This is a genomic window from Pseudomonas sp. MSSRFD41 (genome assembly GCF_014230245.1).
Lineage (GTDB): Bacteria > Pseudomonadota > Gammaproteobacteria > Pseudomonadales > Pseudomonadaceae > Aquipseudomonas > Aquipseudomonas piscis.
In genome coordinates, this window is sequence record NZ_JACKZK010000002.1 from 534,290 (window position 1) to 558,713 (window position 24,424).

Sequence of the window (24,424 nt, forward strand, 5' to 3'; positions counted from 1 at the left end):
GGGCCGATTCTAGAGAGTGCGTGGCCTGGAGGTTCAGGCCGCTTATGCCGATGGTGGCAGACCACTTTGTCCGTGGGCAAAAAAAGCCCGGCCTTGGAGCAAGGCCGGGCTTGGCTTTGCACAGGGGCCTGCACGCGGCCCCTGATGGCTCAGCGCAGGGCCGGTTGGCTGGCTTTCTTCGCCTGGCTCAGGCGGTAGAACACCCAGATCAGCGCGATCCACACCGGGATCGCGTACACCGAGGCGCGGATCGGCGGGATCATCAGCATCACGCCGATGATCATGACCATGAAGGCCAGGCACAGGTAATTGCTCAGTGGCGACCAGAAGGCCTTGAACGAAGGCACCACGCCTTGCTCGGCCATGGCCTTGCGAAAGCGCAGGTGGGTCAGGCTGATCAGCGCCCAGTTGATCATCAGGGCGGCCACCACCAGGGCGAACAGCAGCTCCAGCGCCTCGTGCGGAGCCAGGTAGTTGACCAGCACGCAGAGCAGGGTGATCAGCGCCGAGATGCCCAGGGCCAGCACCGGTACGCCCTGCTTGTTGAGCTTCATCAGCGCGCGCGGGGCATCGCCCTGTTCGGCCAGGCCGTAGAGCATGCGGCTGTTGCAGTACACGCCGCTGTTGTACACCGAGAGCGCCGCGGTCAGGACCACGAAGTTCAAGACCTGCGCCGCAGCGTCGCTGCCGATCAGGGCGAAGATCTTCACGAAGGGGCTGCTGCTGTAGGAGTCGCCGCCGGTGTTGAGGCTCACCAGCAACTCGTCCCACGGGTACAGCGACAAGAGCACCGCCAGGGCGCCGACGTAGAAGATCAGCACCCGGTAGACCACCTGGTTGATGGCCTTGGGAATCACTTTGCGTGGCTCGGCGGCTTCGGCGGCGGTGATGCCCACCAGTTCCAGGCCACCGAAGGAGAACATGATGAAGGCCATGGCCATGAGCAGGCCGGTGCCGCCGTTGGGGAAGAAACCGCCATGGGACCACAGGTTGCTCACCGAGGCCTGGGCGCCGCCGCTACCGCTGAACAGCATGTAGCAACCCAGCACGATCATGCCGACGATGGCCGCCACCTTGATGATGGCGAACCAGAACTCGGCCTCGCCGTAGAACTTCACGTTCATCATGTTGATCAGGTTGACCAGCACGAAGAACACCGCCGCGCTGACCCAGGTGGGGATTTCCGGCCACCAGAACTGGATGTACTTGCCCACCGCCGTGAGCTCGGCCATGCCCACCAGCACGTACAGCACCCAGTAGTTCCAGCCGGAAAGGAAACCGAAGTAGCCGCCCCAGTATTTGTGGGCGAAATGGCTGAAGGAGCCGGCCACCGGCTCCTCGACGATCATCTCGCCCAATTGGCGCATGATCAGGAAGGCAATGAATCCGGCAATCGCATAACCCAGGATCATCGAGGGTCCGGCGGACTTCAGGACCCCGGCCGAGCCGAGGAAGAGTCCGGTGCCGATCGCCCCGCCCAGGGCGATCAGCTGAATATGGCGGTTCTTCAAGCCACGCTTGAGTTCACCCTGCTTCAAGGTCTGATCCACTAACTTGCGCTCTCTTCTAGTTGTTATCAGGACCGCTACCCGGATGCAGGCAACGGTCGCGTCTTATGTCGACGGGATCAGATATTACTCCGCGTCAAGCTCCCGTAGTAAAGCCGAACATGCCCAAGTCCCTGTTCTTGCTGCCATCTGCCGCTGGGCCGACCTGTGGTCGGGGCGGTGTCCGGTGTCCTGGCAGGGCGTTGGGCGATCGCCGGTGGAGTCAGTTGGTGCTGTCGGTGAAGCGCTCGTAATACAGCTGGACGTGCTCCAGGCCCTGTTGCTGCTGCCAGGCGCGGATCGAATCGACCATCGGCGGTGGCCCGCAGACGTACATGTCGGCCTCGCTGGTGCGCAGCTCCTGGGTGTCGAAATGTTCGCTGATGTAGCCGCGCTTGCCGGTCCAGGCCGGATCGGCATCGCTGATCACCGGGGTGAAGCGAAACCCGGGCAGGCGCTCGCCGTAGGCCTGGATGCGCTCCAGCTCGCACAGGTCGGCGCTGTGGCGCACTCCGTAGTACAGGTGCACCGGTTGCTGGCAGCCTTGCTCGACGATCTGCTCGAGCATCGCCAGCAACGCCGACAGCCCCGTGCCGCCGGCCACCAGCAGCAGCGGGCGGCTGACCTGGCGCAGGTAGAAGGCGCCCAGCGGCGCTTCCAGTTCCAGGCTGTCGCCCACCTGGCAACGTTCGCGGATGTAGTTGCTCATCGCCCCGTCGGGCAGTAGGCGGATCAGGAACTGCAACGGCTGGCCCGCCGCCGGGCGGTTGGCGAAGGAATAGGCGCGGCTGGTGCCGGTGCCGGGGATACCCAGGCGGGCGTACTGGCCGGGCAGGAAGTCCAGCGGGACCGGGTTGGCGCCCAGGTCCAGGCGCAGGATGGCCGTGCTGTCCGAAACCTGGCGCACCTCCTGGACCGAGGCGTGGTAGCGCACCGGCTCGGCGGCGTGGCACAGGCTGGAATCGAAGTCGAAGTAGAACGCCGCGTCGGACTGCACCCGGGTCTGGCAACTGAGCATCTTGCGTTGTGCCAGGTCCTGGGCCGACAGCGCCTCCTCGTCCACGTAGTCCTGGCTGTACTGGCCCGACTCGCAACGGCCCTGGCAGGTGCCGCACACCCCCTCGCGGCAATCCAGGGGGATCTTGATGCCGTTGCGCAGGGCGGCGTCGAGCAATATTTCATTGGCGTGCACCGGGAAGAACAGGGTCTTGCCGTCGGCGAAGCTGAACGCGACCTTGTGCGTCATGGGGAATATCCGTCGAGTCAGAGGTGGTAGAAATCCAGCACCGAGTTGATCTGGTCGTTGAGCAGCAGCACGTGCTTGCGCTGGATCAGCCAGCTCTCGCCGTGGGGCTTGAGGTCATAGGTGGCGTGACCGTAGAACTGCTCGGAGGTGGCCAGGCGGTAGAACAACGTGTGCCAGTTCAGGCGAACCTGCAGCAGCTCTTGCTCGCCTGGGGCGATGCGCAGGTTGCTGACCGTGTGCAGGGTGCGCGGCATCGGGATGGTGGACGCGGCCTTGCCGGTGCGCAGGCGGAACACCCGGTCCTCCAGGCCCGAGCGGTTGCTGTAGTAGATCAGCGACATGCCGCGCTTGGGGTCCTGGGTATAGACGTGCTCGGAGTCCCACTGCGGCAGGTGGAACACGCTGTCCGGGGCGAACAGTTGCAGGTAGGCGTCCCAGTCCTGGGCGTCGCACAGCTCGGACTTGCGATAGAAGAATTGTTCGATGCGGTATTGCAGTTGCGCATTCATGGTCATACCTCCCGCAGTTTCAGGGACCGGCGCTGCAGGCCGTCGAGGAGAAAGCGCTGCCAGTTCCCGTGCTGGTTGACGTACAGCCCTTCATGGGTGATCTCGGTGCCGGTCATGGCCGGCTGGATATCCAGGGTCCGGGTGTTGGCGGTCGGCCCGGTGGCCCAGCGATGATGGCCACGGGAGACATCGCTCCAGCGCTCCAGGCGCGCCTGGAAACCACGTTGGGCCTCGCGGAACTCCACCAGGTCGTCCGGGGTGCCCATGCCCGAGACGTTGAAGAAGTCCTCGAACTGGCGGATGCGGTTTTCCCGGTCGGCGTCGCTTTCGCCCTTGACCCCGATGCACTGGCTGATGATCTCGGTCTTGTTCCAGGCCATGGGTCGGATGATCCGCAGCTGCGAGCTGATCTGGTCGAGGAAGAACAGGCTGGGGTAGATGTTCAGGTTGCGCAGGCGATGCATCATCCATTCGGCCCGGGCCTGGCCGTACTCCTCCACCAGGCGCGGCATGATGCTGGCGTAGCCGGAGCGCACCGCCGGGTTGGGCATCTCGCTGAACAGCACGCTGTGGCCGTTGGCGAAGGCGAACCAGCCGTCGTCGGTGGCGGCGTCGCCGGCGCCGAGCTTGCTGTAGTCCAGGGTGGCGCTGGCGGTGCCGGCCTCGCTGTTGACCTGCTGGCGATGCTGCACCGTGGCCACGTAGTTGTAGTGCACGGTGCTGACGTGATAACCGTCCAGGCCGTTCTCGTTCTGCAGTTTCCAGTTGCCGTCGTAGGTATAGGCGGACTTGCCCGGCAGCACTTCCAGCTCACCGGTGGGCGATTGGGCGACCATCATGTCGAAGAAGATCCTGGCGTCGCCGAGAAAGTCTTCCAGGGAGTCTTCGCCGCTCGCGTCCAGGCTGATGAACACGAATCCCTTGTAGCTGTCGATCCGGGCTTTCTTCAGGCCGCGGGTGGCCTTGTCGAAATCCTCGGCGTACTCGCCGGGGGCCTTGACCTTCACCAGGCGGCCGTCGCTCTTGTAGCACCAGGCATGGAAGGGGCAGGTGAAGGTCGACTGGTTGCCCTTGCCGACCCGGGTCAGGGTGGTGCCGCGATGCTGGCAGGCGTTGACCAGCGCATTGAGCCGGCCCTCGCCGTCGCGGGTGATGATCATCGGCTGGCGTCCGGCCCGCATCGTGACGAAGTCGTGGTTGTTGGGCAGTTCGCTTTCGTGACAGGCGTAGATCCAGTTCTTCTCGAAGATCAGCTCCATCTCCAGGTCGAACAGCTCGGGCTCGGTGAACATCTCCCGGGCGATGCGGAACACCCCGTCAGCGGGGCGAAAATCCAGGCAGCCGTGGATGAACTCCTGCCATTGCTCGACGCTTCTTGCACCACTCATGGTCGGTACCTTTTTATTCAGGCCAATCGGTACGGTCATTAGAGTGAGAGCGGGGCAGGGGTGGCTATCCGCTTAGTCGGCCAAGCGCATCCACAAATTGGCCAGGGTGCCTGTTGTCGCGGTCGAGCGCGGGAGGTTGGGTGAAAGTCCCCGGCGGCGCCCCATGTGGCGGCTATAGGGTGGGGCATTTCTACACGGCAGGTGGCTGCACGGTCGTGAACACGACCCGGATGGCCGGGCGGTTTATCCACTTAGTCGGTTATTGTTATCCACTGGGTTGGCAGCTTCGCCGGTTGGCGCAAAACTTGCCCTGCCAGACAAGACGCGCCGTCAGAGCGCGCTAAAGAAAAATTGCCGTGGGTGTGCCGTGATGAACAACAAGGCTGATGGGCAGTTGCGCGATATTCGCGTCGATCACTACGACCTCGAAGGCGCCAGGCGCTGGATGTCGGGCATCTGCGGCCCGCATCGCCTGGAGACCGCCACTCCGGAACGGATCCGTTTCCGCCACAGCGCCCATGTGCTCAGGTCGCGGGCCACCACCCTGGGCATCATCGAGTACGGCACCGACGTGGTGGTGGATATCGAGGATATCGAGCGCTTCAGCAGCTACAGCCTGAGCTTGCCGCTGTGTGGCCAGCAGGAACTGAGCAAGGACGGCCGCCTGTTGCGCTCCGACAGCGCCCATGGGGTGATCATCGCCCCCAATGAAAGCCAGGCGCTGGCCATCTCCGGCGACTGTCGCAAGCTGCAGGTGGTGATTTCCCGGCCGGCCATGAGCGAGGCCCTGGAGGCCCTGCTGCAACGACCGCTGCAGCAGCCGCTGCGCTTCGAGCCGGGCATGGATGCGTTGCATGGCGCGACCGCTTCCTGGTGGCGCATGGCCCGGCACTTCCTCGGCGAACTGGCCCAGGGCAACGCGCTCTACGAGCAACTGGCCTTCACCCGGGAAATCGAGAACTCGCTGATCAAGGGCCTGATCCTGGCCCAGCCCAACAACTACTCCAGCGAGTTGCGCCAGGTGCTCGGGCTCAAGCTGCCGTATTACCTGGTGCGGGCCCGCCAGTACCTGCAGGAGCATGCCCGCGAGGCGGTGCGCCTGGAGGACCTGGAAGCCGCCGCCGGAGTCTCGCGCTACAAGCTGTTCGAGGCCTTTGGCAAATACTTCGCGCTGTCACCGATGGCCTATCTCAAGCGCCATCGGCTCAACGGCGTGCGCCAGGAAATCCTCGAGCAAGGCGCGGCGCGCAACATCTCCGAGATCGCCCTGGGCTGGGGGTTCACCCACCTGGGGCGGTTCTCCGCCGAGTACCGCAAGCTGTTCGACGAAGCCCCGAGCGCCACGGCCCAGCGCCATCCGACCCGCGGCTGAGCGGAGGCGCGGCGGTCATTTGCGTGGCACCAGGTCCAGCAGGTTGTTCTGTTCCTTGATCTTCTGCAGGACGATTTCCGAACGGATGTCGGTGACCCCGCTGGCGCGGTTCAGGTGATTGACGATGAAGTCCGAGAAGTGCCTGAGGTTGCGTGCCTGGATACGCAGCACGTAGTTGCTGGCGCCGGTGATCACGTAGGCGGCCATCACCTCCGGCCACTGCTGGACCTTGGCGATGAAGGTCTCGTGCCAGCCTTCCACATCCTGGCGCAGGGACACGTGGACGATGGCCTCCAGTTCGATGCCCAGGCGTTCGGCGTCGAGCTGGGCGCGGTAGCCGCTGATGATGCCTTCGTTCTCCAGCAGGCGCAGCCGGCGCAGGCAGGCCGAAGGCGACAGGGCGACTTTCTCGGCCAGTTCCTGATTGCTGATGCGCCCGTCCTGTTGCAGGTGATGGAGGATGCGCAAGTCGGTGGCGTCGAGAATCATGGCTGGCATAAATCCACGTTTTTTATTGAAGGTTTAGAATTTAATTCGAGATTAGTACGGGATTACGCCGCACTTTGCACGAAAATTCTCCATCGCTTCGTTCATTATTTTCCGGGTTTATCCATTGCCGACGCCCTGCGCTCCCGGTCGGGACGGGCAGGGCACTGACCAAGACAGGACTTCCAATGATCGATAAAAACCACTGCCTGCGTCTCGATGAACAAGATGCCCTGGCGCCGTTGCGCCAGCGCTTCGCCTTGCCCGAGGGGGTCATCTACCTCGACGGCAATTCCCTGGGCGCGCGTCCCGTGGCCTCCCTGGAGCGGGCCCGGCAGGTGATCGAGCAGGAGTGGGGCGATGGCCTGATCCGCAGTTGGAACAGCGCCGGCTGGCGCGACCTGTCCCAGCGCCTGGGCGATCGCCTGGCGCCGCTGATCGGCGCCGATGCCGGGGAAGTGGTGATCACCGACACCACCTCGATCAACCTGTTCAAGGTGCTCAGCGCCGCCTTGCGGGTCCAGGCCGAGCGCGCGCCCGAGCGCCGGGTGATCGTCTCCGAAAGCAGCAACTTCCCCACCGATTTGTACATCGCCGAAGGCCTGACCCAGCTGCTCCAGCAGGGCTATTCGCTGCGCCTGGTGGACAGCCCCGAACAGGTGCCGGCGGCCATCGACCAGGACACCGCGGTGGTGATGCTCACCCACGTCAACTACAAGACCGGCCACATGCACGACATGCAGCGACTGACCGGGCTGATCCACGAGGCCGGTGCCCTGAGCATCTGGGACCTGGCCCACTCGGCCGGCGCGGTGCCGGTGGAGCTCAAGCGTTGCGGCGCCGACTACGCCATCGGCTGCACCTACAAGTATCTCAATGGCGGTCCCGGTTCCCAGGCGTTCGCCTGGGTCGCCCCGGCGCTGTGCGACCTGGTGACCCAGCCGTTGTCCGGCTGGTTCGGGCATGCCCGGCAGTTCGACATGGCCACCGCCTACGAACCCAGTAGCGGTATCGCCCGCTACCTGTGCGGCACCCAGCCGATCACCTCGCTGGCGATGGTCGAGTGCGGCCTGGAGATCTTCGAGCAGACCGACATGCACAGCCTGCGGCGCAAGTCCCTGGCGCTGACCGACCTGTTCATCGAACTGGTGGAGCAGCGCTGCGCCGGCCACCAGCTCAAGCTGGTGACCCCGCGTGAGCACGCCAAGCGCGGCAGCCACGTGAGCTTCGAGCATCCCGAGGGCTACGCGGTGATCCAGGCCCTGATCGCCCGGGGGGTGATCGGCGATTATCGCGAGCCGCGGATCATGCGCTTCGGCTTCACTCCGCTGTACACCACCTTCAGTGAGGTGTGGGACGCGGTGCAGATCCTCGGCGAGATCCTCGATGCCAAGACCTGGGCGCAAGCGCAGTTCCAGGTGCGCCATAGCGTGACCTGAAGCCGCTAGCCGCTGGCGCAGGCTTATCCTGCGCCGGCCACTGCAACACTCCCGTGGCACAAGGACGCGCCGCCAAATAGATCAACACGTGCACACAACAATAAAGAGGCACTGAACGTGACCACCACCAACAAGGGTTTCGAAGCGATTTCCAATCGCGAGCACGGCCTGAGGCGGCAGCTGACCGCCGGCCAGATGAGCATGATCGCCATCGGTGGAGCCATCGGTACCGGGCTGTTCATGGGCAGCGCCTACGCCATCGGTTATGCCGGGCCCAGCGTGCTGCTCAGCTATGCCATCGGCGCCCTGATCACCCTGCTGCTGATGGGGTGCCTGGCGGAAATGACCGTGGCCCATTCCACCTCCGGCTCCTTCGGCGCCTATGCCGAGTTCTACATCGGGCCCCTGGCCGGTTTCCTGGTGCGCTATGCCTACTGGGCGGCCATCGTCCTGGCGGTGGGGGCCGAGGTCACGGCCATCGCCATGTACATGAAGTACTGGTTCGCCAACGTGCCGGAGTGGGTGTGGATCATCTCCTTCTCCAGCATGCTGATCCTGCTCAACGCCATCAGCGTGAAGACCTTCGGCAACTTCGAATACTGGTTCTCCACCATCAAGATCGCCGCCATCGTCGGCTTCATCATCCTGGCGGTGTACGTGGTGTTCGGCTCCGGCAACCCCGACTACGGCGTGCACAACTACAGCGCCCACGGCGGCTTCTTCCCCAACGGTTTGCAGGGCATGTGGATCGCGGTGATCGTGTCGATCTTCAGCTACCTGAGCGTGGAGATGATCGCGGTGGCGGCCGGTGAGGCCAAGGATCCGCAGCACGCGGTGAAGCAGGCGTTTCGCGCCACCATCCTGCGCCTGGTGGTGTTCTACCTGCTGACCCTGGCACTGATGCTGGCCATCGTGCCCTGGGTCCAGGCGGGCAAGGCCCAGAGCCCCTTCGTCACGGTGATGCAGACCATCGGCATTCCCGGGGCCACCGGGGTGATGAACTTCGTGATCCTGATCGCCGCGCTGTCGGCCATGAACAGCCAGCTCTACATCACCACACGGATGATGTTCAGCCTGTCCCGCGCCGGTTATGCGCCCCAGTCCATGGGCGCCCTGAGCAAGACCGGGATCCCGCTCAATGCCTTGCTGCTGTCCAGCTCCGGCATCGCCCTGGCGACCCTGATCAACGTGTTCTACCCGGAGAGCTCGTTCGCCCTGATGATGGCGATCTCGATGTTCGGCGCGATCTTCACCTGGTTCATGATCTTCCTCACCCACTACTGCTTCCGGCGCTACCACCAGCGCCATGGCGAGCAGCCGCTGTCGTTCCGCATGCGCCTGTTTCCCTACAGCACCTTGCTCGGCTTGTTCTTGATGGGGGCGGTGATGATCACCACCTTCTTCACCGATGCATTCAAGATGACCCTGGTGTTTGGCGTACCCTTCCTGCTGTTGCTGAGCCTGGTCTACTGGCTGTTCTTCCGCCGGCCCAGGAGCACGGCCGCGTTGTCGCAAGTCTGATACGACGCTTCCCGGGCGGCCCTAGAGGCTGCCCAAGGGACACTCATCGCGCGCCTGTTGCAGGCTGTCCTCGAAGGCGTCCAGTCGGGCGTGCAGTTGTTGCAGTTCATCGATCTTGAGTTGCAGCTCGCGCTTCTTGCGCGCCAGGGCCGCGTGGGCCTGGTCCCAGGGAAAGGCCCGGCCCTGGTGGGCGGCGAATACCTGTTGCAGCTCCTTGAGCTTGAATCCCAGCTGTTGCGCGCACTTGATGAACACCAGTTGCTCGACGCTCTGCGCGTCATAGAGCCGGTAGCGACCCTGGCGCGGGGCCTCGGGTAACAGGCCGATGGCCTCGTAGTGGCGGATGCTCTTGATGGTGGTGCCGGACAATCGCGCGGCTTGGCCGATGTACATGGCGGCTTCCTTGTGCTGGACCGGGCAGGGGCGCCGGATGCCGCGCATTATCGGGCAGATTCAGCGCCTGGCAAGTCGCTCCGCCTGCTGCAACCAGCTGGCGCGGGCCTGGTCGCTGGCATCCAGCACCGGGCCGAAAGTCAGGGTGCGCAAGGTGCGGATGCCGCAGAAGGCCAGGGTGGTGCGGCGCATCTGGTGCAGGCCGGGCATGCGGTAGAACCAGCGGTAGTACCAGGGCGGGGTGTCCATGGTCACCAGCAGGTCGGCGGTGCGGCCCTTGAGCAACTGCTCGGGAAAGGCCTTGCCGGGGCGGTACTTGAAGGCGTAGCCGGGCAGCAACACCCGGTCGAGAAAGCCCTTGAGCAAGGCCGGGATCCCGCCCCACCAGATGGGGAAGACCCAGGCCAGGTGCTCGGCCCAGAGGATATCGGCCTGGGCTCGCTGCAGGTCGTCCTCCAGCGGCTGGATCCGTCGATAACCTTCCTGCAGCACCGGGTCGAAGCGCAGGTCGCCCAGGTACAGGCACCGCACTTCATTTCCAGCCTGTTGCGCCGCGGCGACATAGCGCTCGCTCAATGCCGCGCACAGGCTGGCGCGGGAGGGGTGGCCGAGAATCACCAGGATGCGTTTGCTCATTGCCTTGGTCCTTGAGGAAGAAGCCCGCAGGCTAAGGTCTGCCCCTAGGGGTAGAGTCAAGGCTGGCGCAAGGCCTGGCACAGCTCCTGAGCATACAGCGGCAGGGTGGCAAAATCCCGGGCGCAAAGCAGCAACCGGCGCCGGGCCCAGGATTCGCCCAGGGCCCGGGCATACAGGGGCAGGTGGCGGTTGCGTTCCACGGCGGCCTGGGGCACCAGGGCCAGCCCGGCGCCACGGGCCACCATGCGCAGGGCGGCGTCGAAGCCTTCGGCGCGGATTCGCAACTGCATGCGCCGGCCCAGGTGCAGGGCCTGTTCTTCCAGGTACACCGCCAGGGCGCTGTGGCTGGCCAGGCCGACATAGTCATAGGCCAGGGTATCGCTGAAGAGCGGCTCGGCCTGCTGGCGCAACGGGTGGTCCACAGGCATCGCCAGGAACAGCGGGTCGTCGCGAAACGGCCGGCTCTGCAGGCCATGGGTATCCACGGCGTCGGAGACGATGCCCAGTTCCGCCGCGCCCTGGCGCAGGGCATGGGTGATGCGCATGCTCGGCAGCTCTTGCAGTTCGATGTCGACCTGGGGCCGGCCACGCAAAAAGTCCGCCAGCAACTCCGGCAGGTATTCGCTCAGGGCGCTGGTGTTGCACAGCAAGCGCACCTGGCCCTTGACCCCCCTGGCGTACTCGGTGAGGTCCTGTTGCAGGTGCTCGGCGTACCGCAGCAGGGTCCGGGCATGCTGGGCCAGGGCCTTGCCGGCCGGTGTCGGGCTGACCCCGCGGCGGCCACGTTCGAGGAACTCGATGCCCATGGCGCTTTCCATGGCGCGGATCCGCGCGCTGGCGGCTGCCAGGGACAGGTGGCTACGGTGGGCGCCGGCGGTGATATTGCCGGCTTCGAGGACATTCAAGTACAGGCGCAGGTCGACCAGGTCGAAGTGCATGCGGGGCCTCCACAGCCAGGGCATCGAGTATCAGCCTCTTGCCGGGCAAGAGGCTGGCTCAGTATATGGCAGATTTTCAGCGCAGCCGGGCGGGTGCAGGATAGGCCCATGAATACTTCCCTCGCGTTCTATCAGGATCTCGGCCTGGCCCTGTCTTTATGGGTGCTCGGCATCTTCGTCATGGCTGGCATGGTCAAGGGGGTGATCGGCCTGGGCCTGCCCACGGTGGCCATGGGGCTCCTGGGGCTGGCTATGGCTCCGGCGCAGGCTGCGGCCTTGCTGATCATCCCGGCGACCCTGAGCAATCTCTGGCAACTGGCTTTGGGGGGGCACCTGCCGGCCCTGTTCAGGCGTTTGTGGCCGCTGTTGTTGGCGACCTGCGCCGGCACCCTGGGCGGTTGCCGGTGGCTGGGCCTCGATGGCGGGCCGTGGGTGGTGCGGGGGCTGGGCGCGGCGCTGTTGCTCTATGCCCTGGCGGGCCTGTGCTTGCCGCAGCTGCGCATCGCCCCGGCCCATGAGCGTTGGCTGGCGCCCTGGTGTGGATTGGCCACTGGCCTGGTCACTGCGGTCACCGGGGTGTTCGTGATTCCGGCGGTGCCTTACCTGCAAGCGTTGGGCCTGGGCCGCGATGCGCTGGTCCAGGCCCTGGGCCTGTCGTTCACCGTCTCGACCCTGGCCCTGGCCGCCGGCCTGGCCTGGGGCGGCCAGCTGGGCGGCGCTGAGCTGGGGGCCTCGTTGCTGGCGCTGGTTCCGGCGCTGCTGGGCATGTGGCTGGGGCAGTGGCTGCGCCAGCGCATCAGCGCGTTGCTGTTCAAGCGGGTGTTCTTCATCGGCCTGGCCCTGCTGGGGGTCCACTTGCTGGTCAGCGGCTAGCCGAAGCCGGGCTGAGCATGTCGATGGCGCGGATCTCGAAGTCGCGTTCCAGGTACTCCATGCGTGCATCGCGGAACTGCTTCATGTGCGGCAGGTTGGAGTGCACGTCCAGTGCCTCCCGGGACTCCCAGACTTCGTAGAAGATGAACAGGCTCGGGTCCTGCCGGTCGCGCAGCATGTGGTACTCGATGCAGCCGGGTTCGGCCCGGCTGGCGGCGACATAACCGAGGAACAGCGCTTCGAATTCGGCGGAGCGCTCGGGGCGGGTCTTGGCGTGGAGGATGAAAGCCTGGCGGGACATGGCGATGCACTCATGCAAAGGAAATGGCCAAGGATTCTAAGACAACAATCAAGGCCTGATTCGTGCCTTTATGGAAAATGTATTTTGAGCGCCCGGGGCTTATTCCTGCGCGGGCCCTTCACTAACCTGCCGCCCTCGTTTTCCACCCCGACGGCCTGGCATCGCCCGACGCATGCAAGGGGCCGTTCCCGCGACAGGGCCCGCTCATGAAAAAAGTACTGCTGCTCAATGGCGCCAAGCAATTCGCCCACTCCGACGGCCGCTACAACACCACCTTGCACGAGGCTGCACTGGCGGTGCTGGATCGCGGCGGCCTGGACGTCAAGGTCACCCACATCGACCAGGGCTATGACGTCCAGGAAGAGGTGGCGAAGTACTTGTGGGCCGACGTGATCGTCTACCAGATGCCTGCCTGGTGGATGGGCGAGCCCTGGATCGTCAAGAAGTACATCGACGAGGTCTTCACCCGGGGCCACGGCAGCCTGTATGCCAACGACGGCCGGACCCGTTCCGACGCTTCGCAGAAGTATGGCAGCGGCGGCCTGGTCCAGGGTAAGCAGTACATGCTCTCGCTGACCTGGAATGCACCACAGCAGGCCTTCGACGACCCGAGCGATTTCTTCGAGGGCAAGGGCGTGGACGCAGTGTATTTGCCGTTCCACAAGGCCAACCAGTTCCTGGGCATGAGCCCCCTGCCGACCTTCCTCTGCGTCGACGTGATGAAACGCCCGGACGTCGAGGGCGATGTGCGCCGCTATGAGCAGCACCTGCGCCAGGTGTTCGGCCTTGAGGCCCAAAGCCGCTAATATCGGTAGGCCGTTCCTGTAGCCGCCGTGCGTCGCAGCCTGCGCAGGGGCTACAGCTAGCAATCGATAGAGGGTTCCCTGTGAAAGCCAGATCCGACGAACTGCAGATCTTCGTCTGTGTCATCGAGTGCGGTTCCATCTCCGCCGCCGCCGAGCAGGTCGGGCAGACGCCATCGGCGGTCAGCCGCACCTTGTCGCGCCTGGAATCCAAGCTCGATACCACGCTGATCAACCGCACCACCCGGCGCATGGACCTGACCGAGGAGGGCAAGTATTTCTTCGAGCAGGCCAAGTCGATCCTCGACCAGATGGACGAACTGGAAGAGCGCCTGTCGTCGCGCCAGCAGACCCCTTCGGGACGCCTGCGGATCAACGCCGCCTCGCCGTTCATGCTGCATGCCATCGTGCCCCACATCGCCGAGTTCCGCAGTCTGTACCCGCACATCCAGCTGGAGCTCAACAGCAACGACCTGATCATCGACCTCCTGGAACAGAGCACCGATATCGCGATCCGCATCGGCACCCTGGCCGACTCGACCCTGCATGCACGCTCCCTGGGTTGCAGCCCGCTGCGCATCCTGGCCAGCCCGGCTTACCTGGAACGCCATGGCACTCCGCACAGCGTCGCCGAGCTCAGCGCACACACGCTGTTGGGCTTCACCCAGACCGAAAGCCTCAACCACTGGCCGCTGCGCCATCCCCATGGCGACCGCTGGCAGATCCAGCCGGGCATCAGTGCCTCCAGCGGCGAGACCCTGCGCCACCTGGTACTGGAGGGGCAGGGCATCGCCTGCCTGTCGCACTTCATGACCATCGATGACATTCGCGCCGGGCGTCTGATACCGATCCTCGGCGAGTTCAACAGCGGTTATCGCCAGCCGATCAACGCCGTGTACTACCGCAACTCGCAGCTGGCCCTGCGCATCCAGTGCTTCCTGGATTTCATCCAGGGCAAGCTGGCCGACTACGCCGACCCGAGCTTCGAGGGCTGAGGTCCTGCTTCCCTGGCTGGGGATTCGTGATCCCCGCGCAAGAGTGATTTGGCCCAGCCTGGCTGTTTCGTCGGAACAGGCGCGCCGATACTGGCGCCATCACTTATCCACCCAGGGAGTCTCTGCATGAACGTATTCGTTACCGGTGCCGCAGGTTTCATCGGCGGTTCCATCGCCACCGGCCTGGCCAGGGCCGGGCATCAGGTCACTGGCCTGGTGCGCAGCGCCGAGCAAGCCGCCGAGCTGACGGCCCTGGGCATCAAGCCCGTGGTGGGCAGCCTGGACGACAGCGTCCTGCTGAGCGAACAGGCCCGGGCCGCCGACGCGGTGATCAATGCGGCCAGCAGCGACCATCGTGGTGCGGTGGAAGTGCTGCTGGCCGCGCTCAAGGGCTCGAACAAGCCGTTCCTGCACACCAGCGGTTCGAGCATCGTCGGCGACGCTTCCGGCGGCAAGCCCAGCGATACCGTCTACTACGAAGACCAGTTGCCGGAGCCCACCGTGGACAAGGCCGCCCGGGTGGCCATCGACAACCTGATCCTGGCGGCGGCCAAGGACGGGGTGAACTCGGCGGTGCTGTGCAACACCCTGATCTACGGCCACAGCCTGGGCGTCCAGCGTGACAGCGTGCAGCTGCCGCGCCTGCTCAAGCAAGCGCGCCAGAGCGGTGTGGTGCGCCACGTCGGGCCGGGGCAGAACATCTGGTCCAACGTGCATATCGAGGACGTGGTGGCGCTCTACGCCCTGGCCCTGACCGGCAACACCCCGGGCAGCTTCTACTTCGTCGAGAGCGGCGAGGCGTCCTTCATCGACATGACCCGCGCCATGGCCCGTGCCCTGCACCTGGGCGAACCCGAGGACTGGCCACTGCCGGCCGCCGAGGCCGAGTGGGGCTACGAGATGGCCAACTACGGCCTGGGCTCCAACAGCCGGGTACGCGGCAAGAAGGCCCGCGAGCTGCTGGGCTGGGCGCCACGGCGGACTTCGGTGCTGGAGTGGATCGAGCACGAGATGGTCTGAGGAGCGGCTGCTCCACTGCTCCATCTGCGACAAACGGCTGCCTGCGGGCGGCCGTTTTGCCGTGGGCGTTTGCCCACCGCGCAACAAAGCGCCTAAGGTTCGTCTGGTCTGAAAACAACGATAAAGGACGGACTCCATGCGTATCTTGCCGTGCACGACCCTCCCCCTGGGCCTGGCGTTCGCTGCCAGCGTTCCAGTCTTCGCCGCGCCCCTCGAAGGCGGTGCGGTGGCCGCACCCAACCAGTACGGCGCCGATGTCGCGGCGCAGATCCTCAAGAAGGGCGGCAACGCGGTGGACGCTGCGGTGGCCACGGCCTTCACCCTGGCCGTGACCTATCCCGAAGCCGGCAATATCGGCGGTGGCGGCTTCATGACGCTGTTCATCGACGGCAAGCCGTATTTCCTCGACTACCGGGAAACCGCGCCCAAGGCCGCGACCCGCGACATGTACCTGAATGACAAGGGCGAGGTGATCGAGAACCTCAGCCTGGTGGGCGCCCGCGCCGCCGGGGTGCCGGGCACCGTGATGGGCCTGTGGGAGGCCCACCGGAAATTCGGCAAGCTGCCCTGGAGCGAACTCCTCACCCCCGCAGTGGCCTACGCCAGGAACGGCTTCAAAGTGGCGGACAAGCAGTACCAGTACCGCGAGGATGCCTTGAAGCTGTTCAACGGCAGTACCAACTTCGGTGATTACTTTGGCAGCATGCAACCCGGCCAGACCTTCCGTCAGCCGGAGTTGGCGGCGACCCTGGAGCGCATCGCCGACCAGGGCGCCAAGGAGTTCTACAGCGGCAAGACCGCCGACTTGCTGGTGGCCCAGATGCAGGCCGACAAGGGCCTGATCACCAAGCAGGACCTGCAGGACTACAAGGTCCAGTGGCGCCAGCCGCTGCAGGTGAGCTTCCGTGGCAACGTGCTGTACACCGCACCGCCGCCCAGTTCCGGCGGGGTCGCCCTGGCCCAGCTGATCGGCATCAAGGAAGCGCGCGCCGCCGACTTCAAGGGCGTGGAGCTCAATTCGGCCAAGTACATCCACCTGCTGGCGGAAATCGAGAAGCGGGTGTTCGCCGACCGCGCCGACTACCTGGGCGATCCGGCGTTTTCCGAGGTGCCGGTCAAGCCATTGACCGACCCGGCCTACCTCAAGCAGCGCGCGGCCCAGGTCAACCCCGACGCCATCTCGCCCACCGACAAGGTGCGCCCGGGGCTGGAGCGGCACCAGACCACCCATTTCTCCATCGTCGATGCCCAGGGCAATGCGGTGAGCAACACCTACACCCTGAACTGGGACTACGGCAGCGGCGTGGTGGTCAAGGGCGCGGGGTTCCTGCTCAACGACGAGATGGACGACTTCAGCGCCAAGCCCGGCGTGGCCAATGCCTTCGGCGTGGTGGGCGGCGATGCCAATGCCATCGCCCCGGGCAAGCGCATGCTGTCGTCCATGAGCCCGAGCCTGGTGACCCGCGACGGCAAGGTCACCCTGGTCCTGGGGACTCCGGGCGGGTCGCGGATCTTCACCTCGATCTTCCAGGTGCTGAACAACCTCTACGACTTCCACCTGCCCCTGGAGAAAGCCGTGGCCGCGCAGCGCGTGCATCACCAGCTGCTGCCCAAGGACACGATCTACTACGACGCCTATGCACCGCTCACCGGCCAGGTCGCCGATGAACTCAAGGCCATGGGCTACACCCTCGAGGACCAGGGTTGGGAGATGGGCGATATCCAGGCCATCCGGGTCGACGGCGCCCGCCTTGAAACCGCTTCCGACCCGCGCGGGCGTGGCGTAGGCAAAGTCGTCAAGTAACCGCCGCGCCCTTGCCTGAGCCGGTACGCCGGTTCCGGCAAGGGCTTGGCTACGCGCCGACGGCCGGCTGGTCGGCGGCGTCTCGATTCCGTACCATTCCCGCCTGTTTCCCCCCCGCCATTGCCCGGGCCCCCTGCGCGGCCCAACTATCAGGTCAATCATGAAAGCAAAACGTCTGCGTGCCGATGTCCTGGCCGGACTCACCACCTCCTTCGCCCTGCTGCCCGAATGCATCGCCTTCGCCCTGGTCGCCCACCTCAACCCGTTGATGGGCCTGTATGGCGCCTTTTTCATCTGCACCCTGACCGCGCTGTTCGGCGGCCGTCCGGGCATGATTTCCGGCGCGGCCGGCTCCATGGCGGTGGTGATCGTCGCCCTGGTGGTGCAGCACGGCGTGCAGTACCTGCTGGCCACGGTGCTGCTGGGCGGGCTGGTGATGGTCGCCTTCGGCCTGTTGCGCCTGGGCAAGCTGGTGCGCATGGTGCCTCACCCGGTGATGCTGGGCTTCGTCAACGGCCTAGCGATCGTTATCGCCCTGGCCCAGCTGGAGCATTTCAAAAGCGGCGAGCACTGGCTCAGCGGCCGGCCGCTGTACCTGATGGCCGGCCTGGTGGCGCTGACCATGGCCATCGTCTACCTGCTGCCGCGCCTGACCCGGGCGGTGCCGCCGGCGCTGGTGGCGATCCTCGGCGTGGGTCTGCTGGTGTACCTGCTGGGGCTGCCGACCCGCACCCTGGGGGACATGGCGCACATCGCCGGCGGCTTGCCGGTGCTGGCGCTGCCGGCCGTGCCCTGGACCCTGGAAACCCTGCGCATCGTCGCCCCCTATGCCTTCCTGATGGCCATGGTCGGCCTGCTGGAAACCCTGCTGACCCTGAACCTCACCGACGAGATCACCGAGACTCGCGGCTACACCAACCGCGAGTGCGTGGCCCTGGGCGCGGCGAACATGGTCTCCGGCGCCTTCGGCGGCATGGGCGGCTGCGCGATGATCGGCCAGACCGTGATCAACCTCAGTTCCGGCGGCCGTGGGCGCTTGTCCGGGGTCGTGGCCGGGGGGCTGATCCTGCTGTTCATACTGTTCTTGTCGCCGCTGATCGAGCGCATTCCCCTGGCGGCACTGGTGGGCGTGATGTTCGTGGTGTCGCAGCAGACCTTCGCCTGGGCTTCCTTGCGGGTGGTCAACAAGGTACCGCTCAACGACGTGCTGGTGATCCTCGCGGTGACCGTGATCACGGTGTTCACCGACCTGGCCATGGCGGTGTTTTGCGGCATCGTCATTGCCGCCCTCAACTTCGCCTGGCAGCAGGCCCGCGAGCTGTACGCCGACAGCCACCTCGAGGCCGATGGCAGCAAGCTCTACCACCTGCACGGCACCTTGTTCTTCGCTTCCACCACGCCGTTCCTCAACCAGTTCGACCCGGCCAACGACCCCGCGCGGGTGACCCTCGACTGCCGGCACCTGAGCTTCGTCGACTATTCGGCCATCGCCGCGCTCATGACCCTGCGCGAGCGCTATGCCAAGGCCGGCAAGCAGTTGCGGGTGCTGCACCTGTCCGAGCGCTGCAAGAAGCTGCTCAAGCGCGCCCGGGTCCAGCACGACTGATGGCCTACGGGCGAGCCGTCGTGCTCGCCCGTCCCGCGCATGAAAATACCCGGTGCCGATTTTCATCACCGGGGCTTTTGCATAGCCCTGCACGACAAAGCCTGCCTCTTTACGAAAATCAGTTTCATACGGTTTGAAATTCACTGCCTAAAGTGATTAAAAACTTTCATAACCATTCGAAACGACGCTGTTTTCAAGGAGGTATCCGTGGCTCCTGTATCGGCTTACGGACTGCTGGGTTACGCCGCAGTCGCCATCATCGCGTTGATCGTCCTGATCGCTCGCTACCGGCTCAATCCCTTTATCGTCATTACCCTGGTCTCGGTGGGCCTGGCGCTGGTGGCCGGCATGCCGGCCTCCGGGGTGGTGGCGGCCTACGAGGCCGGGGTCGGCAAGACCCTGGGGCATATCGCCCTGGTGGTGGCCCTGGGCACCATGCTCGGCAAGCTGATGGCCGAATCCGGCGGGGCCGAGCAGGTGGCGCGCACCCTGGTGGCCCGTTTCGGCGAGCGCAACGCCCACTGGGCCATGGTCTGCATCGCTTTCCTGGTGGGGTTGCCGCTGTTCTTCGAGGTGGGTTTCGTGCTGCTGGTGCCGATCGCCTTCACCGTGGCGCGGCGGGTCGGGGTATCGCTGCTGATGGTCGGCTTGCCGATGGTCGCCGGGTTGTCGGTGGTGCATGCCCTGGTGCCGCCGCACCCGGGGGCGATGTTGGCGGTGCAGGCCTACCAGGCGCCGGTGGGGCAGACCTTGCTGTACGCGATCCTGATCGGCGTGCCCACGGCGATCGTCGCCGGCCCGCTGTATGCGCGGCTGATCGTGCCGCACATCCAGTTGCCGGCGCACAACCCGCTGGAGCAGCAGTTCATCAACCGTGAACCGCGCGTGCGACTGCCAAGCTTTCGCCTGACCCTGGGCACCATCCTGCTGCCGGTGGTGCTGATGCTGCTGGGCGGTTGGGCCAACCTGATCGCCGCGCCGGGTACCGCGCTCAACCAGTTCCTGTCGTTCATCGGCAACTCGGTGATCGCCCTGCTGATCGCCACCCTGGTGAGCTTCTGGACCCTGGGCCTGGCCCAGGGCCTGAACCGCGAGTCGATCCTCAGGTTCACCAACGAATGCCTGGCGCCGACCGCCGGCATCACCCTCCTGGTGGGCGCCGGTGGCGGCCTGAACCGCATCCTCATCGACTCCGGGGTGACCGAGCAGGTGACCGGCCTGGCCCACCAGTTCCAGCTGTCGCCGTTGTGGATGGGCTGGCTGTTCGCGGTGCTGATGCGGGTCGCCACCGGTTCGGCCACGGTGGCCCTGACCACCGCCTCGGGGGTGGTGGCGCCGGTGGCGGTCGGCCTGGGTTATCCCCACCCGGAACTGCTGGTGATCGCCACCGGCGCCGGCTCGGTGATCCTCTCCCACGTCAACGACGGCGGCTTCTGGCTGGTCAAGGAATACTTCAATATGAGCGTCATCCAGACCTTCAAGACCTGGACCGTGCTGGAGACCCTGATCTCGCTGATCGCCTTCGGCCTGACCCTGGTTCTCGCGGAGTTTCTCTAGATGGACATCCTTTACCAGATCCGCTCGCGCCTGGACGATCTGAGCACCGGGGAAGCGCGGATCGCCCGGCTGATGCTCGATGACGTGGGCTTCGCCGCCTCCGCCAGCCTCGAGGAGCTGGCGCGGCGGGCCGAGGTCAGCGCCGCGACCCTGTCGCGCTTCGCCCGCAGCATCGGCTGCCGGGACTTGCGCCAGCTGCGCCTGCAACTGGCCCAGGCCAGCGGCGTGGGCAGCCGCTTCCTCGATCCGGGGGCGAGCACCGAGGCGTCCGGTTTCTACCGGCAGATCGTCGGCGATATCGAGGCGACGCTGCACCGCCACCTGGCGGGTTTCGAGGAGGCGCAGTTCGCCGATGCGGTGCGCCTGCTGGGGCGCGCGCGGATGATCCACGCCTTCGGCACCGGCGGCTGTTCGACCCTGTGCAGCGCCGAGCTGCAGGTGCGCCTGGTGCGCCTGGGCTATTGCATCGCCGCCTGCCATGACCCGGTGATGATGCGGGTGACCGCCGCTTCCCTGGGGTCGCAACACGCAGTGATCGCCTGCTCCCTCAGCGGCCTCACCCCGGAACTGCTGGACGCGGTGACCCTGGCCCGCAGCTACGGCGCCGGCGTGCTCGCCATCACCTTGCCCGACTCGCCCCTGGCCGGGCTGGCGGACGTGCTGTTGCCATTGCACAGCGCCGAGACTCCGTTCATCTACAAACCCACCGCCGCCCGCTACGGCATGCTGCTGGCCATCGACGTGTTGGCCACGGAGCTGGCCCTGGCCATGCCCGACGACAATCAAGAGCGCCTGCGCAGGATCAAGCTGGCCCTGGACCATTACCGTGGCGGCGCCGACAGCCTGCCCCTGGGAGACTGACATGCGCTACGACACCCTGATCCGCAATGCCCTGGTCATCGACGGCAGCGATCGTCCCGGCTATCGCGCCGACCTGGCGATCCTCGACGGGCGCATCCAGCGCATCGGCGAGCTGGCCGGCGCGCTCGCCGAGGTCGAGATCGATGCCGCCGGCCGCGTGCTGGCCCCGGGCTTCATCGATGTGCACACCCATGACGACACGGTGGTGATCCGCCAGCCGCAGATGCTGCCCAAGCTCAGCCAGGGGGTGACCACGGTGGTGGTCGGCAACTGCGGCATCAGCGCCGCGCCGGTGACCCTCAAGGGCGATCCGCCGGACCCGATGAACCTGCTGGGGCCGCGCGAGATGTTCGTCTACCCGCGTTTCGCCGACTACCGCGCGGCGGTGGATGCGGCCCGCCCGGCGGTGAATGTCGCGGCCCTGGTGGGGCATACCGCCCTGCGCAGCAACCACCTGGCGGACCTGTACCGCACGGCCACCGCCAGCGAGATCGCGGCGATGCGCGGGCAATTGCGCGACAGCCTGGAGCAGGGCGCCCTGGGCCTGTCCACCGGGCTGGCCTACGCCAGCGCCTTCTGCGCCGAGACCGATGAGGTGCGGCAGCTGGCCGAGGAGTTGACGGCCTTCGGCGCGCTGTATGCCACGCATCTGCGCAGCGAGTTCGAGCCGGTGCTGGAGGCCATGGACGAAGCCTTCCTGATCGGCCGTTCGGCCAGGGCACCGGTGATCATCTCCCACCTCAAGTGCGCCGGCGCCGGCAACTGGGGGCGCAGCCCGCAACTGCTGGCGGCCCTGGAACAGGCGACGCAGGAGCATCCGGTGGGCTGCGACTGCTATCCCTATGCCGCCAGCTCCTCGACCCTGGACCTCAAGCAGGTCACCGAGGCCTATCGCATCACCATCACCTGGTCCACGCCACATCCCGAGCAGGGCGGACGCGACCTTTCGCAGATCGCCGCCGACTGGGGCCTGGACCTGCAGGCCGCCGCCAAGCGCCTGCAACCGGCGGGGGCGGTGTACTACGGCATGGACGAAAGCGACGTGCGGCGCATCCTCGCCCACCCGCTGACGATGGTCGGCTCCGATGGCCTGCCGGAAGACCCGTTCCCCCATCCGCGGTTGTGGGGCGCCTTTCCCCGGGTGCTGGGCCACTTCAGTCGCGACCTGGGGTTGTTCCCGCTGCACACCGCGGTGCACAAGATGACCGGCCTGTCGGCGGCGCGTTTCGGCCTGCGCCAGCGCGGCGAGATCCGCGAGGGCTATTGGGCCGACCTGGTGCTGTTCGATCCCGAGCGGGTCCGGGACGTGGCCGACTTCCAGGAACCACGGCGCCCGGCCCAGGGGATCGACGGGGTCTGGGTCAATGGCGTGAGCAGTTATGCCGCCGGCCAGGCCAGCGAGCAGCGCCATGGGCGCTTCCTGCCCCGGGAGGGCGATTTGCGCCAGGGCTTCGATGCGCCAGGCTGATTTGTTGATCGCCGTCACAGTGGTGGCGCATTGATATTAAAGAAAGCTCGCGTGGCGCCGAAGTGCTGGCAATCGGGGTCGCTCTCAGCGACCTGTTTCCAGTCAGGGAGTCACCTAATGAGCTTTGGCAAAACCACCCCCGTCCTGCGCATCTTCGATGAAGCCGAGGCCCGGGCGTTTTACCTGGACTTCCTCGGCTTCCACCTCGATTGGCAGCACCGCTGTACCCACGACCTGCCGCTGTACATGCAGGTCTCCCGGGGCGAGTGCGTGCTGCATCTGTCCGAGCACCAGGGCGACGGCAGCCCTGGGGCCGCGCTGCGCATCCATACCGACGAACTGGAAGACTTCCAGCAGCAGCTGCTGGCCAGGCAACTGCCGTTCACCGATCCGCGTATCCAGGCCATGCCCTGGGGCAGCCTGGACATGACCATCGACGATCCGTTCGGCAACCGCCTGGTGTTCACCCGCACCATCAGCGCCTGAGGGGCTCAGCCCTGGCCCTGGGCGGCCTGGCGAAACTGGCCGGGAGTCAGGCCGGTGCGATTCTTGAAGCTGCGATGGAACGAGCGGGGCTCGGTGAAGCCCAGGCGATCGGCGATGGCCTGGATCGACAGCTCGCTGTGCAGCAGGTGGTGCTCGGCCAGTTCCTGGCGCAGGTCGTCGAGGATCTGCTGGTAGGAGGTGCCGGCCTTGAGCAACTGGCGCTGCAGGGTGCTGACCGACACTTGCAGTTGATCGGCCACCTGTTCCTTGCGCGGCAGGCCATCCTTGAGCAGTTGGCGCAGGACGTTCTGCACTTGCAGCGCCACCGGCGCATCGACCAGCGAGGCCATCATCGCCTGGGCATGGTCTTCCAGGGTCTTGAGCAGCCGCGCATCGGCCTGGCGCAGGGGCAGTTGCAGGTAGTGCAGCGGTGCCACCAAAGCCGAGCACGGTTGCTGGAACAGCACCGGACAGCCGAATAGCGCCTCGTATGGCTCGACCTGGGCTGGCTCCGGCAGCGGGTGCTCGAACCACACGGCGCGAGGCGACAATTGCGAATCGGCGATCCAGCGGGCATACAGCAACCAGGAAGCGAGCACGTTTTCCACCAGGTGCCGGCGGATGTCCGGGCGCTGGTGGCGGCAGCTCCAGATCAGGCGTACTTCGTCGCCTAGCACCTCGGCGCGGCTGGTACCCATGTCCCCCACCAGTTTCTCGAACGGCATGATGCGGCCCATGGCCTCGCCCAGGGTCGCGCAGTTCATGGTGATGTAGCCCAGCACGTTCCAGGAGCTGGGCTTGACGAAGCGGGCCGAGTTGAGCCCGAACAGCGGGTCGCCCGAGTGCAGGCAGAAGTAGTCCAGCAGGCGCTCGTGGACCTCCACCGGCAGGCGCAGGCTGGTGTCGTTCAACTGCGTCGCCTGCAAACCCGCGGCCGCCAGCGCCGGTTCCGTGGCGATGCCCAATTGCTCGGCATACAGCAGGTACTTGAGCAGGGGCGGGACCGAGGTAAAGCCGAGGCTGGGCATGTTTGGGTTCCTGGCAACGAATCCTTCGGACAGCAGGATGGAGACCGGGAAAGGTAAGGGCAAACCGCGCGCGCTGTAAATGCCTGTCCACCCTGCCTCTTGTAGCCGCTGGGCCCCGAAGGGGACGCCGCTCTTGAGGGCCCAGGA

Annotated in this window: 23 protein-coding genes; 13 read left to right on the plus strand and 10 right to left on the minus strand. The window is 65.7% G+C overall.

Features of this window, described 5'->3' with window-relative positions:
- Positions 1-149: 149 nt before the first annotated feature.
- From H7A76_RS06050 to antA, 4 genes are all read right to left on the minus strand, one after another.
- Positions 150-1,550 carry an amino acid permease gene (locus H7A76_RS06050; protein ID WP_185697653.1) on the minus strand — a complete coding sequence of 467 codons (1,401 nt, stop codon included), beginning with the start codon at positions 1,548-1,550 and terminating at the stop codon, positions 150-152.
- 220 nt (positions 1,551-1,770) lie between these two features.
- Complete coding sequence (gene antC, locus H7A76_RS06055; protein WP_185697654.1) at positions 1,771-2,793, minus strand: anthranilate 1,2-dioxygenase electron transfer component AntC; 1,023 nt, start codon at positions 2,791-2,793, stop codon at positions 1,771-1,773.
- Positions 2,794-2,810: 17 nt separating this feature from the next.
- Complete coding sequence (gene antB / locus H7A76_RS06060; RefSeq protein WP_185697655.1) at positions 2,811-3,302, minus strand: anthranilate 1,2-dioxygenase small subunit; 492 nt, start codon at positions 3,300-3,302, stop codon at positions 2,811-2,813.
- A gap of 2 nt (positions 3,303-3,304) precedes the next feature.
- On the minus strand, positions 3,305-4,690 hold the full coding sequence (gene antA / locus H7A76_RS06065; RefSeq protein ID WP_185697656.1) for an anthranilate 1,2-dioxygenase large subunit: 1,386 nt from the start codon (positions 4,688-4,690) through the stop codon (positions 3,305-3,307).
- 370 nt (positions 4,691-5,060) lie between these two features.
- On the opposite strand from antA, the gene H7A76_RS06070 reads away from it, so the two are divergent.
- On the plus strand, positions 5,061-6,062 hold the full coding sequence (locus H7A76_RS06070; protein WP_185697657.1) for a helix-turn-helix domain-containing protein: 1,002 nt from the start codon (positions 5,061-5,063) through the stop codon (positions 6,060-6,062).
- Positions 6,063-6,077: 15 nt separating this feature from the next.
- Here H7A76_RS06070 and H7A76_RS06075 read toward each other — a convergent pair whose 3' ends face one another.
- Positions 6,078-6,551, minus strand: a complete 474-nt coding sequence (locus tag H7A76_RS06075; protein ID WP_185697798.1) for an Lrp/AsnC family transcriptional regulator — start codon at positions 6,549-6,551, stop codon at positions 6,078-6,080.
- A gap of 185 nt (positions 6,552-6,736) precedes the next feature.
- Here H7A76_RS06075 and kynU point away from each other — a divergent pair, with 185 nt between their 5' ends.
- Together kynU and H7A76_RS06085 are read left to right on the plus strand one after the other, a co-directional pair.
- On the plus strand, positions 6,737-7,987 hold the full coding sequence (gene kynU / locus H7A76_RS06080) for a kynureninase (protein WP_185697658.1): 1,251 nt from the start codon (positions 6,737-6,739) through the stop codon (positions 7,985-7,987).
- A 117-nt stretch (positions 7,988-8,104) separates the two neighbouring features.
- The gene (locus tag H7A76_RS06085) at positions 8,105-9,508 is read left to right on the plus strand and encodes an amino acid permease (protein WP_185697659.1); all 1,404 of its coding nucleotides are present in this window, start codon (positions 8,105-8,107) and stop codon (positions 9,506-9,508) included.
- A 21-nt stretch (positions 9,509-9,529) separates the two neighbouring features.
- Here H7A76_RS06085 and H7A76_RS06090 read toward each other — a convergent pair whose 3' ends face one another.
- From H7A76_RS06090 to H7A76_RS06100, 3 genes are read right to left on the minus strand one after another with little or no spacing between them, the layout of a single operon-like run.
- A complete protein-coding gene (locus tag H7A76_RS06090; RefSeq protein ID WP_185697660.1) occupies positions 9,530-9,901 on the minus strand; it encodes a MerR family transcriptional regulator in 372 nt (123 codons plus the stop codon).
- A 60-nt stretch (positions 9,902-9,961) separates the two neighbouring features.
- The gene (locus H7A76_RS06095; RefSeq protein ID WP_185697661.1) at positions 9,962-10,537 is read right to left on the minus strand and encodes an NAD(P)H-dependent oxidoreductase; all 576 of its coding nucleotides are present in this window, start codon (positions 10,535-10,537) and stop codon (positions 9,962-9,964) included.
- A 56-nt stretch (positions 10,538-10,593) separates the two neighbouring features.
- Positions 10,594-11,475 carry a LysR substrate-binding domain-containing protein gene (locus H7A76_RS06100; protein ID WP_185697662.1) on the minus strand — a complete coding sequence of 294 codons (882 nt, stop codon included), beginning with the start codon at positions 11,473-11,475 and terminating at the stop codon, positions 10,594-10,596.
- Positions 11,476-11,583: 108 nt separating this feature from the next.
- Between H7A76_RS06100 and H7A76_RS06105 the strand changes: the two genes are divergently transcribed.
- Positions 11,584-12,348: a sulfite exporter TauE/SafE family protein gene (locus H7A76_RS06105; RefSeq protein ID WP_185697663.1), complete on the plus strand. Its 765-nt coding sequence runs from the start codon at positions 11,584-11,586 to the stop codon at positions 12,346-12,348.
- Here the strand turns inward: H7A76_RS06105 and H7A76_RS06110 are convergent.
- Positions 12,338-12,649, minus strand: coding sequence for a putative quinol monooxygenase (locus H7A76_RS06110; RefSeq protein ID WP_185697664.1), 312 nt, complete (start codon positions 12,647-12,649; stop codon positions 12,338-12,340). The two genes, H7A76_RS06105 and H7A76_RS06110, sit on opposite strands and share 11 nt — an antisense overlap.
- Before the next feature lie 206 nt (positions 12,650-12,855).
- Here H7A76_RS06110 and H7A76_RS06115 point away from each other — a divergent pair, with 206 nt between their 5' ends.
- The 9 genes from H7A76_RS06115 to H7A76_RS06155 all read left to right on the plus strand — a co-directional run bounded on the left by H7A76_RS06115 (position 12,856) and on the right by H7A76_RS06155 (position 23,249).
- A complete protein-coding gene (locus tag H7A76_RS06115) occupies positions 12,856-13,455 on the plus strand; it encodes an NAD(P)H-dependent oxidoreductase (protein ID WP_185697665.1) in 600 nt (199 codons plus the stop codon).
- Positions 13,456-13,535: 80 nt separating this feature from the next.
- Positions 13,536-14,447, plus strand: coding sequence for a LysR family transcriptional regulator (locus H7A76_RS06120; protein WP_185697666.1), 912 nt, complete (start codon positions 13,536-13,538; stop codon positions 14,445-14,447).
- 126 nt (positions 14,448-14,573) lie between these two features.
- Complete coding sequence (locus H7A76_RS06125; protein ID WP_185697668.1) at positions 14,574-15,467, plus strand: NAD-dependent epimerase/dehydratase family protein; 894 nt, start codon at positions 14,574-14,576, stop codon at positions 15,465-15,467.
- 136 nt (positions 15,468-15,603) lie between these two features.
- On the plus strand, positions 15,604-17,271 hold the full coding sequence (ggt, locus tag H7A76_RS06130) for a gamma-glutamyltransferase (protein ID WP_185697669.1): 1,668 nt from the start codon (positions 15,604-15,606) through the stop codon (positions 17,269-17,271).
- Positions 17,272-17,431: 160 nt separating this feature from the next.
- Positions 17,432-18,877, plus strand: a complete 1,446-nt coding sequence (locus tag H7A76_RS06135) for a SulP family inorganic anion transporter (RefSeq protein WP_185697670.1) — start codon at positions 17,432-17,434, stop codon at positions 18,875-18,877.
- A 207-nt stretch (positions 18,878-19,084) separates the two neighbouring features.
- A complete protein-coding gene (locus tag H7A76_RS06140) occupies positions 19,085-20,434 on the plus strand; it encodes a gluconate:H+ symporter (protein WP_185697676.1) in 1,350 nt (449 codons plus the stop codon).
- Positions 20,435-21,295: a MurR/RpiR family transcriptional regulator gene (locus tag H7A76_RS06145; RefSeq protein ID WP_185697677.1), complete on the plus strand. Its 861-nt coding sequence runs from the start codon at positions 20,435-20,437 to the stop codon at positions 21,293-21,295.
- A 1-nt stretch (position 21,296) separates the two neighbouring features.
- The gene (locus H7A76_RS06150; RefSeq protein ID WP_185697678.1) at positions 21,297-22,763 is read left to right on the plus strand and encodes an amidohydrolase family protein; all 1,467 of its coding nucleotides are present in this window, start codon (positions 21,297-21,299) and stop codon (positions 22,761-22,763) included.
- A 117-nt stretch (positions 22,764-22,880) separates the two neighbouring features.
- Positions 22,881-23,249 (plus strand): glyoxalase superfamily protein, encoded by a 369-nt coding sequence (locus H7A76_RS06155; RefSeq protein WP_185697679.1) that lies wholly within the window; start codon positions 22,881-22,883, stop codon positions 23,247-23,249.
- Between the two features lie 5 nt (positions 23,250-23,254).
- Here H7A76_RS06155 and H7A76_RS06160 read toward each other — a convergent pair whose 3' ends face one another.
- The gene (locus H7A76_RS06160; RefSeq protein ID WP_185697680.1) at positions 23,255-24,277 is read right to left on the minus strand and encodes an AraC family transcriptional regulator; all 1,023 of its coding nucleotides are present in this window, start codon (positions 24,275-24,277) and stop codon (positions 23,255-23,257) included.
- Positions 24,278-24,424 lie beyond the last annotated feature (147 nt).